Annotated in this window: 10 protein-coding genes; 7 read left to right on the top strand and 3 right to left on the bottom strand. The window is 61.7% G+C overall.

The window, feature by feature from the left end; translation table 11 throughout:
* Positions 1 to 84 precede the first annotated feature (84 nt).
* Positions 85 to 807, bottom strand: coding sequence for a pirin family protein (locus ACA060_RS18150; protein ID WP_497312243.1), 723 nt, complete (start codon positions 805 to 807; stop codon positions 85 to 87).
* Between the two features lie 345 nt (positions 808 to 1152).
* On the opposite strand from ACA060_RS18150, the gene ACA060_RS18145 reads away from it, so the two are divergent.
* Together ACA060_RS18145 and ACA060_RS18140 are read left to right on the top strand one after the other, a co-directional pair.
* Positions 1153 to 2103, top strand: a complete 951-nt coding sequence (locus tag ACA060_RS18145; protein WP_109632993.1) for a GlxA family transcriptional regulator — start codon at positions 1153 to 1155, stop codon at positions 2101 to 2103.
* Positions 2104 to 2287: 184 nt separating this feature from the next.
* Positions 2288 to 3769 (top strand): ATP-binding protein, encoded by a 1482-nt coding sequence (locus ACA060_RS18140; protein ID WP_497312241.1) that lies wholly within the window; start codon positions 2288 to 2290, stop codon positions 3767 to 3769.
* Here the strand turns inward: ACA060_RS18140 and ACA060_RS18135 are convergent.
* Positions 3737 to 6589, bottom strand: coding sequence for an ATP-binding protein (locus tag ACA060_RS18135; protein WP_497312239.1), 2853 nt, complete (start codon positions 6587 to 6589; stop codon positions 3737 to 3739). The genes ACA060_RS18140 and ACA060_RS18135 overlap by 33 nt on opposite strands.
* 496 nt (positions 6590 to 7085) lie before the next feature.
* Here ACA060_RS18135 and ACA060_RS18130 point away from each other — a divergent pair, with 496 nt between their 5' ends.
* The 3 genes from ACA060_RS18130 to ACA060_RS18120 all read left to right on the top strand — a co-directional run bounded on the left by ACA060_RS18130 (position 7086) and on the right by ACA060_RS18120 (position 10036).
* A complete protein-coding gene (locus ACA060_RS18130) occupies positions 7086 to 7661 on the top strand; it encodes a flavodoxin family protein (RefSeq protein WP_497312237.1) in 576 nt (191 codons plus the stop codon).
* Between the two features lie 32 nt (positions 7662 to 7693).
* The gene (locus ACA060_RS18125) at positions 7694 to 8518 is read left to right on the top strand and encodes an alpha/beta fold hydrolase (protein ID WP_497312235.1); all 825 of its coding nucleotides are present in this window, start codon (positions 7694 to 7696) and stop codon (positions 8516 to 8518) included.
* Between the two features lie 75 nt (positions 8519 to 8593).
* Positions 8594 to 10036 (top strand): catalase, encoded by a 1443-nt coding sequence (locus tag ACA060_RS18120; RefSeq protein WP_497312233.1) that lies wholly within the window; start codon positions 8594 to 8596, stop codon positions 10034 to 10036.
* A 178-nt stretch (positions 10037 to 10214) separates the two neighbouring features.
* Here the strand turns inward: ACA060_RS18120 and ACA060_RS18115 are convergent, their stop codons facing one another.
* Positions 10215 to 10655 (bottom strand): helix-turn-helix domain-containing protein, encoded by a 441-nt coding sequence (locus ACA060_RS18115; protein ID WP_109632982.1) that lies wholly within the window; start codon positions 10653 to 10655, stop codon positions 10215 to 10217.
* Between the two features lie 209 nt (positions 10656 to 10864).
* Here ACA060_RS18115 and ACA060_RS18110 point away from each other — a divergent pair, with 209 nt between their 5' ends.
* Both ACA060_RS18110 and ACA060_RS18105 read left to right on the top strand, forming a co-directional pair.
* On the top strand, positions 10865 to 11851 hold the full coding sequence (locus ACA060_RS18110) for an MBL fold metallo-hydrolase (protein ID WP_497312232.1): 987 nt from the start codon (positions 10865 to 10867) through the stop codon (positions 11849 to 11851).
* A gap of 47 nt (positions 11852 to 11898) precedes the next feature.
* Positions 11899 to 12819, top strand: coding sequence for a LysR family transcriptional regulator (locus ACA060_RS18105; protein ID WP_109632979.1), 921 nt, complete (start codon positions 11899 to 11901; stop codon positions 12817 to 12819).
* The last annotated feature ends 920 nt before the right edge of the window (positions 12820 to 13739 follow it).

Here is a 13739-nt window from a genome sequence, read left to right as displayed (position 1 = left end):
GTCATCGCTAGTCGAAGGACTAACACAACCCCTGTGGCTGGCTGGTAAAAACCTGGGGGCAGAAGCCCCCCAGGTCATTCACGGTCATGGCATTTGCGGCAGTTCTTGCGGGCGCAAGTCGAACACCAGCACCTCGGCATCCATACCGTTGCTCAACGCGAGTACCTGCTCATCACGAACCCGCACCCCATCGCCTTCCTGCAGCTGCACGCCGTTGAGTTCGACGCTGCCTCGGGCCACGTGCACATAGGCGTAGCGGTTGGCGGCCAGTTCCAGGGTGGCGCTTTCCTTGCCGTCGATCAGCGCGGCATACACCCGTGCGTCCTGACGCACCTTCAGCGAACCCTTGGCCCCGTCGGGGGAGATGATCAGTTGCAGGCGCCCGCGTTTTTTCTGGGAGCTGAAGTGCTCTTGCTGATAACGCGGTTTGGCGCCGCTGACTTCCGGCACGATCCATATTTGCAGGAAGTGCACCGGCCGCGTGGCCGAATGGTTGTACTCGCTATGGGCCACGCCGCTGCCGGCGCTCATCAATTGCACGTCGCCGGGGCGGATCACCGAACCGGTGCCCAGGGTGTCCTTGTGTTCCAGCGCACCTTCGAGCACGTAGGAGAAAATCTCCATGTCGCGGTGCGGGTGTTGGCCAAAACCTTTACCGGCCGCCACGCGGTCATCGTTGATCACCAGCAGGTCGGAAAAACCCTGCTCTTTCGGGTTGCGGTAGTTGGCGAAGGAAAAGGTGTGGAACGACTTCAACCAACCGTGATTGGCGGCGCCGCGATCGGAGGCTTTGCGAAGGGTCAGCATGATGAAATCTCCTGTGGGGACGTTGATTCGTCCGAGTGAGGAGAAGGTTAATGGTTACTGTGCGGTGCAATAAGTAGATGGAAATTGAAATACTGTCGCTTTGAGGTTGACAGTGGTGGACGGGCAATCAGGTATTTTCCTCCGACGCTGACGCCGTACATTGGCCATAATGCACAGCATCCCTTTCTGCCGAACATCAAACCCTGTGGGAGCGGGCTTGCCCGCGAAGGCGGCATCACATCCAACAGTGTGGATGACAGACACACCGCTATCGCGGGCAAGCCCGCTCCCACAGGAATTGAGTCCGGTCGATAGACCTTCTTTGACTTCAGTGATGTTTAACCCATGAAAACCGTGGCTATGGTGTTGTTTCCGGACTTTCTGCTGCTCGACATGGCCGGGCCCATGGAAGTGTTTTCCATCGCCAATCGATACCTGGCAGCGGAGGACCGTTATGAGCTGTCGACCATCGGCACCGAACATGGCGCACTGCGCGCTTCCAACGGCGTCAGCGTGCACACCGATCTGCACATCGATCAGGCCGATCAAGCGTATGACCTGTTGCTCGTGCCGGGCGGCCCGGGCGCGTATAACGAAAAACATCCACCGTTACTGTGCTGGCTCAAAGACGCTGTGCATCGCGCCGAGCGCTACGGCTCGATCTGCACCGGCGCGTTCGTGCTGGGGCATGCCGGTCTGCTGGACGGTTATCGTGTCACCACCCACTGGCATTACACCGAGCGGCTGATCAAAGGCTTCCCCAAGGCAACGGTGGAGACCGATCAGATTTTCGTGCAGGACCGCAACCTCATCACCTCCGGCGGCGTCACCGCCGGCATCGACCTGGCCCTGTCGGTGGTCGCCGAAGACCACGGCAAGAAAGTCGCCCAGGACGTGGCCAAGGTGTTGCTGGTGGTGATGAAACGCCAGGGCGGGCAAGCGCAGTTCAGCCCGTTGATGGCCACCGTCGCACCACAGGAAACGCCGATCACCCGCGTGCAGAACCATGTGCTGGAACACCTCGACGAAGCCTTCAGCATTGAACGCATGGCCAGCCTGGCCAACATGAGCACGCGGCATTTCGCCCGGATGTTTGCCCGGGACGTGAACATGACGCCCATGGAGTTTCTGCAAAGCGCGCGCATCGACTGCGCGAGAAACCTGCTGGAAACCAGCGACTTGCCGCTCAAGACCGTGGCCTTCAAAAGTGGCTTTGGCAGCGTGCGGCATATGCGCTTTCTGTTCGCCGAAAAGCTCGGCCTGACCCCGACGCAATACCGCGAGCAGTTCAGCTAGAGCGTTCTTGGCCGTTGTGCGCACCGCAATGGCCGTGACGCTCCCACCGTAGCAGTTGTACCGTCACGGAGGCCTGCCAAGATAAACCTGAACTCTTTGCAATGGAGGTGCGGGAGCCTGGAAGGCGGGTGCGATGGACAGTTCAGCACTGTGAGCCGGGCCAGGTTTCAGCACGCAAACGTGCATGAACAGCCTCAGAGATTTAAACAGCGATACGGTGCTGCGGTTCGGCCCCTACGCCTTTCACCAGCGGCAACGGCTGATCCTGGACGGTGATCGGCCGTTGCGCATGGGCGGTCGCGCCCTGGATATCCTCCAGGTACTGGTGGAGCGCGCCGGTAACGTCGTCAGCAAGGACGAATTGATTGCCCACGTCTGGCCGACGTCGGTGGTCGAAGGAATCAACCTGCGCGTGCACATTGCGGCCCTGCGCCGGGCCCTCGGCGACAGGCAGGATGGCCAGCGCTACATCGTCAACATTCCCCAGCGTGGCTACAGCTTTATTGCGCCGGTGGAGCGGGTGCCTGCGGGTACCTTGGTCTTGATCGAGACCGTGCAAAAGCATCAACACAACCTGCCTGCGCGGCTCACGCCGATGATCGGTCGGGATTCGATTGTCGGCAGTCTGGTCCGGCAGTTGCCGCTTCGGCGTCTTCTGACCTTGGTCGGCCCCGGTGGTATCGGCAAGACCACCGTGGCGCTGCGCGTGGCCGAACTGCTGTTGCAGCATTATGAGGATGGCGTGTGGCTGGTGGATTTCGCGGCGCTCGATGACCCCGCGCGCGTGGTCGATCATCTGACGCAAACCCTTGAGCTGGAGGTCGGCACGACACTGGACGTGTTGGCGCAACGGCACACGTTGCTGGTGTTCGACAACTGCGAACACCTGCTGGAACGCTGTCGGACCTTGGTCGAGGACTTGCTGGCGTCGGCGCCTCGGCTGTCGATTCTCGTCACCAGTCGTGAACCGCTGATGGCGGTGGGGGAAACGGTGCAGCGCTTGCCGTCCCTGGCGGTGCCACCCGCGTCGGCGTTGCATGGCGTGGCCGAGGCCATGGGCTATTCGGCGGTGCAGTTATTCGTCAGTCGCGCCCGAGCCCGACAACAAGGGTTTGCCTTGCGCGAACAGGACCTCGAGGCGGTGCGGGAAATCTGTCGGCGGCTCGACGGTTTGCCACTGGCCATCGAACTGGCCGCGGCGCAGATCGATGCGCTGGCGTTGGTCGGTGTGCAAGCTCAGTTGGATAACTGTTTTCAGTTGCTGACCCAGGGGCGACGCACCGCTGTGCCCCGGCATCAGACCCTCAAGGCCGCGCTGGACTGGAGCTATGAGCGGCTGAACCAGTGGGAGCAAACCCTGTTGCAGCGCCTCTCGGTCTTCAAGATGTCCTTCACCCTCGATGCCGCGATTGGTGTGAGCAGTTGCGAGGTGCTCAAGCCCAATCAACTGGCGGCGCTGATGCAGCGCCTGGTGGCCAAGTCGTTGCTCTCGATGGATCAGGTCAACGGCACAACGCGATATCGCTTTCTCAACACCACGCGCACCTATGCGTTGGAGAAGCTCGAGCTCAGTGGCCACCTGCGCACGTTCGAGCAGCGTTACTCGCATTACATCAGCCGTGCACGCTGGGTTTCAGGCGTGCAGTTGCCTATGGAGCTCGTCTAGTAGGCGCCGGACTTTGCTCAGGTCCGGCGTGGCAAAACCTTCGGTGAAGCGGTTGTAGATCGGCGCCAGCAGTTCATGGGCTTGCTGATACCGACCCTGACGCTGCCACAGTTGCGCCAGCGAGGTGGCGCTGCGCAGTTCCCAGGCCAGAGCGCCCTGATGCCTGGCCACATTCAACGCCCGAACCAATATCTCCTCGGCTGCGACGACCGTGTGGGAGCGAGCGTGCTCGCGATAGCGTCCGCCCAGGCAATCCATCTCCGGCTGATTATTCTCCGCCAACAATGCATCAGCCCTGGCGCGCAATATCTCCGCCGTGCTCCAGCCGGCCGTACCGGTGTCGGCCCGATGCAACAGGGCGTCATCAACGAAACCGCTATCGAGTGTGACCATGATGTCCTTGATCAACCCCACGCCCGGTTGAAGCGGCAAGTGCGCCTCGGCGCGGTCGATCACCTGCGCATAGTGCCGGGCCCAGGTGTAGAACAGCAGCACCGAGTGTTTCTGTGATTGCTCCAGCAGCAGGCGCAAGAGTTCACGAGCCTTACGGTTATCGCCGTTGTAGTGCGCGATCAGGCAACCGGCCAGCGCGAGGGTGTAGCAAATGGAGGTGCCATGGTTGATTTGGATCGCGATGTCCAATGCTTGACGGGCGGTGCGCCAGGCTTGTTCCGGTTGCCCCTGCAACCAGAGGATGCGCGCCAGAATCGTCAGGGCGGCCACGCTCTGGTCGTATTGCACGCCGAAACCGTGGGTGAAGCGGTTGAGGTTCCCGCTCTGGGCCATGCGTTGGATGACCTGTTCGGCGTTCACCCGGGCCAGCCCCTGGTTCCCGGCAAAGTGCAGGGCCAGCACGCGCAAGCGGTGCATGCTCAGCGACAACACGGCGTCGCCTTGCGCGCCCAAGCGGTCGAAGAGCAGGCTCTGTTCCAGCGCCATTTGGTAATGGCCGCAACTGAGGTTGACTGCCATGTGCCCGGACACCGCCCGCAGTTGGCCGGCCACATCGTTGTTGTGTTTGGCCAGGGTTCTGGCGCTGACGAACGCGGCGATGGTCTCGGCCGTGCCGCCCTGGGTGTGATAGCAGGAGCTGCCGAGGGCCAGCTTGAGGGGGATTTCCAGATGAGGGCAGGGCTCGGGTGCCAACTCAAGCAAGGCCAGCGCCTTGCGGACGTAAACGCCGTGTTCCTTGAGCAGTGACAGTTCCTGCCAGAGTGGCGTCGAGGTCGCAGTCAAACGGATCGCCAGTGCCTGCGGACCTTGAGCGTTCAAGCCCCAGTCGAGGGCCGAACGCACGTCATCCAGGCTGCGGGCGTAACGCTCGATCCACAGGTCGGTGGCGATCAGTTCCCAGTCAGTTTGAGCCTGACGCATCAAGGCCAGGCAGCGCTCGGCGTGGCGCTTTTTCGTATCGGGCAAATCGGCGGTCTGGTCGAGTTTTTCCAGGGCGTAGCTGCGGGTGGTGTCGAGCAAACGGTAGAACACTTCTTCGTCGCCCACTTCCACGTTCAGCAACGACTTGGCCACCAGTTGCGTGATCGAACCGAACACCTCGCCGGGCTCGATGTGTTCGCCGACAATCACCGCCGCGGCCGATTCCAGCGTAAAACCGCCCCTGAATACCCCCAACCGGCGCAGGCAGGTTTGCTCGCAGGCGTTCAGCAGTTCGAAACTCCAGTCGAGCGTGGCGCGCAGGGTCTGGTGTCGGCCCAGCGTCGACGGACAGCCTTGGGTCAACAGGCGAAAACTGCCTTGCAGCTGCGTCAGCAATCCGCTCAGACCAAAGGTGCCGACTTGCGCCGCCGCCAGTTCAATGGCCAGCGGAATGCCGTCCAGGCGGTGGCAGATTTCAATCAACAGCGGCAGGTCGTCATCGCTCAGCTCGAAGCTGTCGTGGCTGGCCATGGCCCGCTCGACGAACAGTTGCAGCGCGGAAAAGGTCAGCGCCTGGGCGCGGTCCAGCACCGCGATGGGCGGTGGGCAGTCGAGGGATTCGAGACGCTGGACGAACTCACCTTCGGCCCGCAGGCTTTCGCGGCTGGTGGCCAGGATATGCACGTGTGGAGCGGCGCGCAGGATGCTTTCGCAGAGCAGCGCGACGGCGTCGAGCAGGTGCTCGCAGTTGTCGATCACCAGCAGCATCTGCCGCTCGCGCAGGCACGCTGCGAGGCTGCTCATCGGTTCTGCGCCATGCAGTGACAAATCCAGCAGGGTGGCCAGATGGGTAGTGATCAGCGTCGGGTCATTGATCGGCGCCAGGTCCAGCAGGCGAATGCCGTCCTGATAACGACCGATCAACAGTTCGGCGACGCGCAGCGCTACCGTGGTCTTGCCGATGCCGCCAGGGCCGACGAGGGTGATGAAGCGCTGGCGTGACAGTTGCGTGACCAGGCTCTCGACCAGCAATTGACGACCGATCATCCGCGTGCGACGGATGGGCAGGTTATGGGTGCTTGGTTCGATCCCTTGACTGGCGAGTGGTTGCTCGATCGGTTCCAGCGAGAACGGCGCGACAAAACTGTAGCCGCGCTGGGCGACGGTGACGATATAGCGCTGGCCGGCCTGGCCATCGCCGAGGGCTTTGCGCAGTGCGGCCATGTGCACGCGCAGGTTGATGTCTTCGACTACGCTATTGGGCCAGACCCCGGCAATCAGTTGCTGTTTGCTGACCACCTTTCCGGCGTGCTCCAGCAGGATCAACAGAATATCCATGGCGCGCCGGCCCAGGCGCAGGGGCTGGTCGGCCTCCAGCACCAGGCGTTGTCCGGGATAGATCCGGTAGGGGCCGAAATGGATGGCCTGCTCGGGGGAAAGGGTCAACGTGTGGCTCCTGCTTGCATCCGTCTAGTACGCGGTTTTCGAGCATATTCCTCAGGTTTTTCCGGCAACGCAACGAGGGTTCTTCTGACGGTTGCGGGTTCGCGGCGACCGCCCGGCCCCCGGCGCCACTGGCAGACGCCGTGTTTATTGGGTGCAACCGCAGCAAAGCAGGTGTTGAGGCATTTGGCGCGCCAATGAAAATTAACAACGTTTAACTCGTCCTGCGTCTGGTCTACGCCCAAAACTCTGCTGCTTCAACACCCGCTGGTCTTGTAGGAGCGAGCCTGTGTGGCGAGGGGATTTATCCCCGTTGGGTCGCGAAGCGGCCCCGAAATCGAAATCTGCGGTATGTCAGATACACCGCACTCGATGGTTTTACGACTGCTTCGCAGCCGAACGGGGCGGTGCGACGTTTCGCTAAATCCCCTCACCACGGGTCGCTCCTACAGAGGGCGGTGGTGTTGCAAAGGGATCAACTTGTCATGAGGACACCGGGATGAGCAATGTGGTGGTGGTCTATCACAGTGGCTACGGGCACACCCGGGTCATGGCCGAAGCCGTGGCCCAGGGGGTGCAGCGCCACTTGGGCAGCACCTGCCTGCTGATTCCGGTCGACGAAGTTGAGCAGCACTGGGACCGGCTGCACAGCGCCGACGCCATCATCTTCGGCGCCCCGACCTACATGGGCAGCGCGTCGGCACCGTTCAAAAGTTTCATGGAGTCCACGGCGGCGTTCTACCTCGCCCAGCCGTGGCGCGACAAGCTGGCCGCCGGCTTCACCAATTCCGGTTGCCTGTGCGGCGACAAACTCAACACCTTGCTGCAGATGGCGGTATTTGCCGCGCAGCATTCGATGATCTGGGTCGGCCTCGACCTGCTGCCGGCGCGCTCCAGCACCGGCGCGTTCGACGGGCAAATGAATCGCCTCGGCAGCTCGCTCGGCGCCATGGCCCAGTCGAATGTCGAACAGTCCCCCGACCTCGCGCCGCCTGCCGAAGACCGCAGCACCGCCGCTCATCTGGGCGAGCGGGTGGCGCGTCTGGCCGAACGCATGGCCCCTCCACCGATTTGATCCACCCCAACACTCGCAAAAGGAGATATCGCATGAGTACGTTCACCACCCGAGACGGCACCGAGATTTACTACAAGGACTGGGGCACCGGCCAACCCATCGTTTTCAGCCACGGCTGGCCGTTGAACGCCGACAGCTGGGAATCGCAGATGATCTTCCTGGCCTCCAAAGGCTACCGGGTAATCGCCCACGACCGCCGTGGTCACGGCCGTTCCAGCCAGCCGTGGACCGGCAACGACATGGACACCTACGCCGATGACCTGGCGCAGTTGATCGAGTTGCTCGACCTCAAGGACGCCGTGCTGTTCGGCTTCTCCACCGGCGGCGGCGAAGTGGCGCGCTACATCGGTCGCCACGGCACCAGTCGCGTGGCCAAGGCCGGGCTGATTTCCTCAGTGCCACCGCTGATGCTCAAGACCGAAGCCAACCCCGGCGGCCTGCCGATCGAAGTGTTTGACGGCATTCGCCAGGCATCCCTGGCCGACCGTTCGCAACTGTACATCGACCTCGCCAGCGGGCCGTTCTTCGGCTTCAACAAACCGGGCGCCAAGCCGTCCCAGGGCATGATCGACTGGTTCTGGATGCAAGGCATGACGGCTGGCCACAAGAACGCCTACGACTGCATCAAGGCGTTCTCGGAAACCGACTTCACCGAAGACCTGAAAAAATTCGACATCCCCACGCTGGTGGTGCACGGCGACGCGGACCAGGTGGTGCCGATCGAAGCGGCGGGTATCGCCTCAGCAAAACTGGTGAAAGGTTCGCAGCTGTTGGTCTACCCCGGCGCGCCCCACGGCTTGACTGATACCCACAAGGATCAGCTCAACGCTGACCTGCTGGCGTTCCTCAAGGGTTGATGTACCCCGGCGCGGGCGTAGATCCGCGCCGGTTTTCGCTCCTGATGAGAGCAGACAACCATCGAGATCACGTTCATGAAAAAGCTCACAAACGCCACCGGCGCCCCGGTGGTCGATAACCTTAATATCCAGACCGCCGGCCCTCGTGGGCCGGCGCTCTTGCAAGACATCTGGCTGCTGGAAAAACTCGCCCATTTCGACCGCGAACTGATCCCCGAGCGGCGCATGCACGCCAAGGGCGCGGGCGCCTACGGCACCTTCACCGTCACCAATGACATCACGCGTTACACCAAAGCCAATATCTTCAGTTCAGTGGGCAAGGAAACACCGCTGTTCGTGCGCTTTTCCTCGGTGGCCGGCGAACGCGGCGCGGCGGATGCCGAGCGCGATATCCGCGGTTTCGCGGTGAAGTTCTACACCGACGAAGGCAACTGGGACATTGTCGGCAACAACACGCCGGTGTTTTTCTTCCGTGACCCGCTGCGTTTCTCCGACCTCAACCACGTGGTCAAGCGCGACCCGCGCACCGGCCTGCGCAACGCCACCAGCAACTGGGATTTCTGGACCTTGCTGCCCGAGGCGCTGCACCAGGTGACCATCGTCATGAGCGATCGCGGGATTCCCACCAGCTTCCGCCACATGCACGGCTTCGGCAGCCACACCTTCAGCCTGATCAACAGTGATAATCAGCGGGTGTGGGTGAAGTTTCACTTTGTCTGCCAGCAAGGCATCGAAAACCTATCGGACGCCGAGGCGGCAGCGGTGGTCGGCAAGGACCGCGAAAGCAACCTGCGCGACCTGTATGAAGTCATCGAGCAGGGCAACTTCCCGCGCTGGAAGCTGTGCATCCAGGTGATGGAAGAAGAGCAGGCGACCAACTATCGGCATAACCCCTTTGACCTGACCAAAGTCTGGCCGCATGGCGAATTTCCGCTGATCGAGGTCGGCATCATGGAGCTCAATCGCAATGCCGAAAACCACTTCGCCGAAATCGAGCAAGCGGCGTTCTCGCCGGCCAACGTGGTGCCGGGCGTGAGCTTTTCGCCGGACCGCATGCTGCAGGCGCGGCTGTTTTCCTATGGCGATGCCCAGCGCTATCGCCTGGGGGTGAACTTCAATCACATCCCGGTCAACGCACCGCGCTGCCCGGCCCACAGCTATCACCGCGACGGCGCGATGCGCACCGACGGCAACCTCGGCGGCACCGCCAGCTACTTCCCGAACAGCGTGGGCGAGTGGCAGGATTCGCCGGAACTGGCCGAGCCGCCGCTGCCGGTGGAAGGCTTTGCTCAGCACTACGATCATCGGCTCGAAGAGGACCATTACGAGCAACCGGGCAACCTGTTCCGGTTGCTGGACCCGGTGTGCAAACAGTTGCTGTTCGACAACACCGCACGGGCCATGAACGGCGTGCCGCAGGCGATTCGTCAGCGCCATATCGACAACTGCACCCGAGCTGATCCGGCGTACGGGTTTGGCGTGTCCGAGGCGTTGGAGCGCCTGTCCCCCTTGGGCTAACGCAACCCACGTCTGTAGCAGCTGTCGAGCCTGCGAGGCTGCGTTCGGCTGCGAAGCAGTCGTGAAATCAGCCAACGCGGTGTTTCAGGAAAACCGCGTACTCAGGTTTCACGACTGCTGCGCAGCCGAACGCAGCCTCACAAGCTCGACAGCTGCTACAGCGCGTGCGGGTCGAGCTTTATTGCGCGTGAGTTTGAGCGGTGTACGCGGGGCGCTGGGGGAGGGTGCGCACCGCACGGCATCGCCACGCAAATGGATTGATCCCTTCGCTGCGGGTGAAGATGTGGCAGAAATGCGCCTGATCGCAGAAGCCGCATTCGAGGCTGATCTGGGTCAGTGTCAGGTCGGTGCTCTGGATCAATTGCTTGGCCCGGGCGATGCGCTGGTGGCGGATCCAGTCCTGCGGCGAGAGCCCGGTGCTGCACTTGAACGCGCGAGAGAAATGACTGCGCGACAGGGCGCAGGCGCGGGCCAGTTCGGTCACTTCAACGGTTTCACCCAGGCGTTCGAGGATCAGTTGCTTGACCAGGCTTTCGCGCCACGGGGTCAGGCCGCCGGTGGTTTTCTTGCGCGCTTCAGTGACAGTCGCGCGGGCGACGTTTTGCTGAGAATGGGCCATGACAAATGTCCGTGTCGGTGAGCTTCATTCTTGGTCGCAGGGCGCTGACAGGCGAGTTAAACGTTGTTAATTCCGTCGGTGCTCAGGAATGAACAACAGCGCTAACTCAGCACATTGCTGCAATTTCTTCGGGCTCGCCCCGTGCAAAATCGCCCCCAATCCGGCGGCGTATACCTTGCCGCTTTTCTGACTCGATCAAGGGTGAAGGCATGAAACATTCTCTGGTTTGCGCGCTGGGGCTCGCGGTTGCGCTGGCGTCCGGTATTGCCTCGGCTCAGGCACCGGCACAGGTTGGCACGCAAGTACCGGGTTACTTCCGTCTGGCGGTGGGCGATTACGAGGTGACGGCGCTGTTCGATGGCTACAACGACCTGTCGCCCAAACTGCTCAAGGGCCTGCCCCAGAGCCAGATCCGCGCGCTGCTGGCCCGTCGCTCGATTGAAACGCCAGGCGTGCAGACTGCGTTCAACGCGTTTCTGATCAACACCGGCAAGCAGCTGATCCTGGTAGACACCGGCGCTGGCCAGTGCATCGGCGAAACGGCCGGCATGCTCTCGGACAATATCAAAGCGGCCGGTTACGAGCCTGCGCAAGTCGACACCATCCTGTTGACGCACCTGCACCTGGACCACGTCTGCGGGCTGGTCGACGGCCAGCAGAAACCGGTTTTTGCCAATGCCACGGTGTTTGCGGCGAAAGCAGAGGCCGATTACTGGCTTGATCCGCAGGCACTCGCCAAGGCCCCGGAGGGTGCCAAGCCGTACTTCAAAATCGCCCAGGACTCGACCGCGCCGTATGCGGCCGAAGGCCGTTTCAAAACCTTCGCCACCGGCCAGTCGCCGGTGCCGGGCGTGGTCGAGGCCGAGCTGGAAAGCGGGCACACGCCGGGCAGCACCACTTACCGCTTCACCTCCCAGGGGCAGAGCATTCTGTTCATGGGTGACCTGGTGCATAACCTCGCTGTGCAGTTTGAACACCCGCAAGTGTCGATCGGTTTTGACGTCAACAGTCAGCAGGCCATCAAGAGTCGCGCCAAGGTGTTCAGTGAGGCGGCGGCGAGCAAGACCTGGGTGACGGCGGCGCACTTGCCGTTTCCTGGCATCGGCCACATCGCCGCAGAGGGCAAGCATTTCCAGTGGGTGCCGGTGGAATACGGGCCTTACAAACGTGCGGCGAAAGTGCCGCTGATCGAGTAAAGTCGCAACGCTTCTTGCCTGGCTGAACACACAAGGAAACCGTGCCTATGAACCGTAACGATCTGCGTCGCGTCGACATGAACCTGCTGGTGATTTTCGAAGCGTTGATGTTCGAGAAGAACCTCACCCGTGTGGCCGAAAAGCTGTTCATGGGGCAACCGGCGGTAAGTGCGGCGCTGGGGCGGTTACGGGACCTGTTCGACGATCCGTTGTTGCTGCGCAACGGTCGCGGCATGGAGCCGACGGCGCGGGCGCTGGCGATTCTCAAGGAACTGCAACCGGCGATGGATGTGATTTCCGGGGCGGTCAGCCGAGCGAAGGAATTTGATCCGACAACCAGTAATGATGTGTTCCGCATTGGTTTGTCGGACGACGCAGAATTCGGTTTGTTTCCGCCGTTGTTGCGGCAACTGCAGGAAGAGGCTCCGGGGATCGTCGTGGTGGTGCGTCGTGCCAACTATCTGCTGATGCCGGCACTGCTGGCCTCGGGGGAAATTTCCGTGGGGGTGAGCTACACCACGGATTTGCCGGCGAATGCCAAGTGCAAGAAGTTGCGGGACATCCCCTGCAAGGTGCTGCGTGGGGACAAGCGACCGGGGACGCTGACGCTCGATGAATACTGCGAACGACCGCATGCCATGGTGTCGTTCTCGGGCGATCTGAGTGGCAATATCGATCTGGATCTGGCCAAGGTTGGTCGCAGCCGCCGTGTGGTATTGGGCGTGCCGCAGTTCAGCGGGTTGCGGGCGTTGCTGGCCGGGACTGAGATGATTGCGACTGTGCCGGATTATGCGGCGTGTGCGTTGGTTGAGGGGTGTGCATTGCGGGCGGAGGATCCGCCGTTTCCCATTGATGCGGCGCAGTTGTCGATGGCCTGGAGCGGGGTGCATGACAACGATCCGGCGGAGCGGTGGTTGCGGTCGCGGATCAGCGAGTTCATGTCGAGGCCTTTGCCGATTTCGGCTTGAACGTGGCGGCCTCCGGGCCGACCAGGTTCCCCTTGATGTACGCCATCCAACTGTGGGAGCGGGCTTGCTCGCGAAGGCGGCCTGATAGCCGACCTATCTCTTCCTGGGTGTACATATCCGTTCCTGCGGTAACGGCCACTTATGGTTTCGCTCTTACAGCGAGTCCCTTTTTCAAACGCCAAAAAGGAACCAAAAGGCTTCGCCCCAGCGTCCGGCCCCTCGCCTGGGCTCGGCGTACCCTCGCTCCGGCATTCATCTGGGGGCATCGCCTCCGGTCGGCTTCGCTTCGACCTCCTCTCGATGTGTGCGGCTTCGCCGCACGGCGCTACGCGCCCACCCCCAGATGAACGCCTCCACTCGGCCTCCCGACGGGGCGGGCAGATCAAGATCAAAAGCTGCAGGCGAGCTAACGCTCGGCCTGTTGAGTGGTGAAAAGCGTACGGTGTGCACCGATCCATTGTAGGAGCGAGGCTTGCCCGCGAAGGCGGCCTGACAGCCGACCATTATCCTCAAGTCATACACCCATTCACTATAGGAGCGAGCCTGCTCGCGATGGGGGTGTGTCATTCAACATTGATGTCGGCTGACCCAATGCCATCGCGAGCAAGCCCGCTATCAGAGGGGAATGTATGTTGATTTTAGGGCTGTGTTTAAAGGTGTTTAGCGTTACTTGCCTCTCGGTTCGCTAACCTGCGTACAGCCGCCAGCCTTACTTGTTTAGCGACAGGTGTTGGTGGTTCCAGGTATACCGGCGATTCACCACATGCAAAGCCACACCCAATTCCCCGGAAACCGACAACGTTTCCCCTTTCGATCCCCTCGATCCCTCAACGCTATCGACCGTTCGTCTGTAAGCGCCCTTGACCTGTAAGTTCTGACAGTAGCGGTTCTTCACGATCCGGTGTGTGATACCCCGTGCC

It is taken from the genome of Pseudomonas sp. LBUM1671 (assembly GCF_059695685.1).
This window is presented reverse-complemented; position numbering and strand designations above follow the sequence as displayed.

What these genes read in the sequence shown, in the direction of transcription:
- ACA060_RS18150 (WP_497312243.1), bottom strand. Translation starts at nt 807, where the DNA reads ATGCTGACCCTTCGCAAAGCCTCCGATCGCGGCGCCGCCAATCACGGT.
- ACA060_RS18145 (WP_109632993.1), top strand. Translation starts at nt 1,153, where the DNA reads ATGAAAACCGTGGCTATGGTGTTGTTTCCGGACTTTCTGCTGCTCGAC.
- ACA060_RS18140 (WP_497312241.1), top strand. Translation starts at nt 2,288, where the DNA reads ATGAACAGCCTCAGAGATTTAAACAGCGATACGGTGCTGCGGTTCGGC.
- ACA060_RS18130 (WP_497312237.1), top strand. Translation starts at nt 7,086, where the DNA reads ATGAGCAATGTGGTGGTGGTCTATCACAGTGGCTACGGGCACACCCGG.
- ACA060_RS18125 (WP_497312235.1), top strand. Translation starts at nt 7,694, where the DNA reads ATGAGTACGTTCACCACCCGAGACGGCACCGAGATTTACTACAAGGAC.
- ACA060_RS18120 (WP_497312233.1), top strand. Translation starts at nt 8,594, where the DNA reads ATGAAAAAGCTCACAAACGCCACCGGCGCCCCGGTGGTCGATAACCTT.
- ACA060_RS18115 (WP_109632982.1), bottom strand. Translation starts at nt 10,655, where the DNA reads ATGGCCCATTCTCAGCAAAACGTCGCCCGCGCGACTGTCACTGAAGCG.
- ACA060_RS18110 (WP_497312232.1), top strand. Translation starts at nt 10,865, where the DNA reads ATGAAACATTCTCTGGTTTGCGCGCTGGGGCTCGCGGTTGCGCTGGCG.
- ACA060_RS18105 (WP_109632979.1), top strand. Translation starts at nt 11,899, where the DNA reads ATGAACCGTAACGATCTGCGTCGCGTCGACATGAACCTGCTGGTGATT.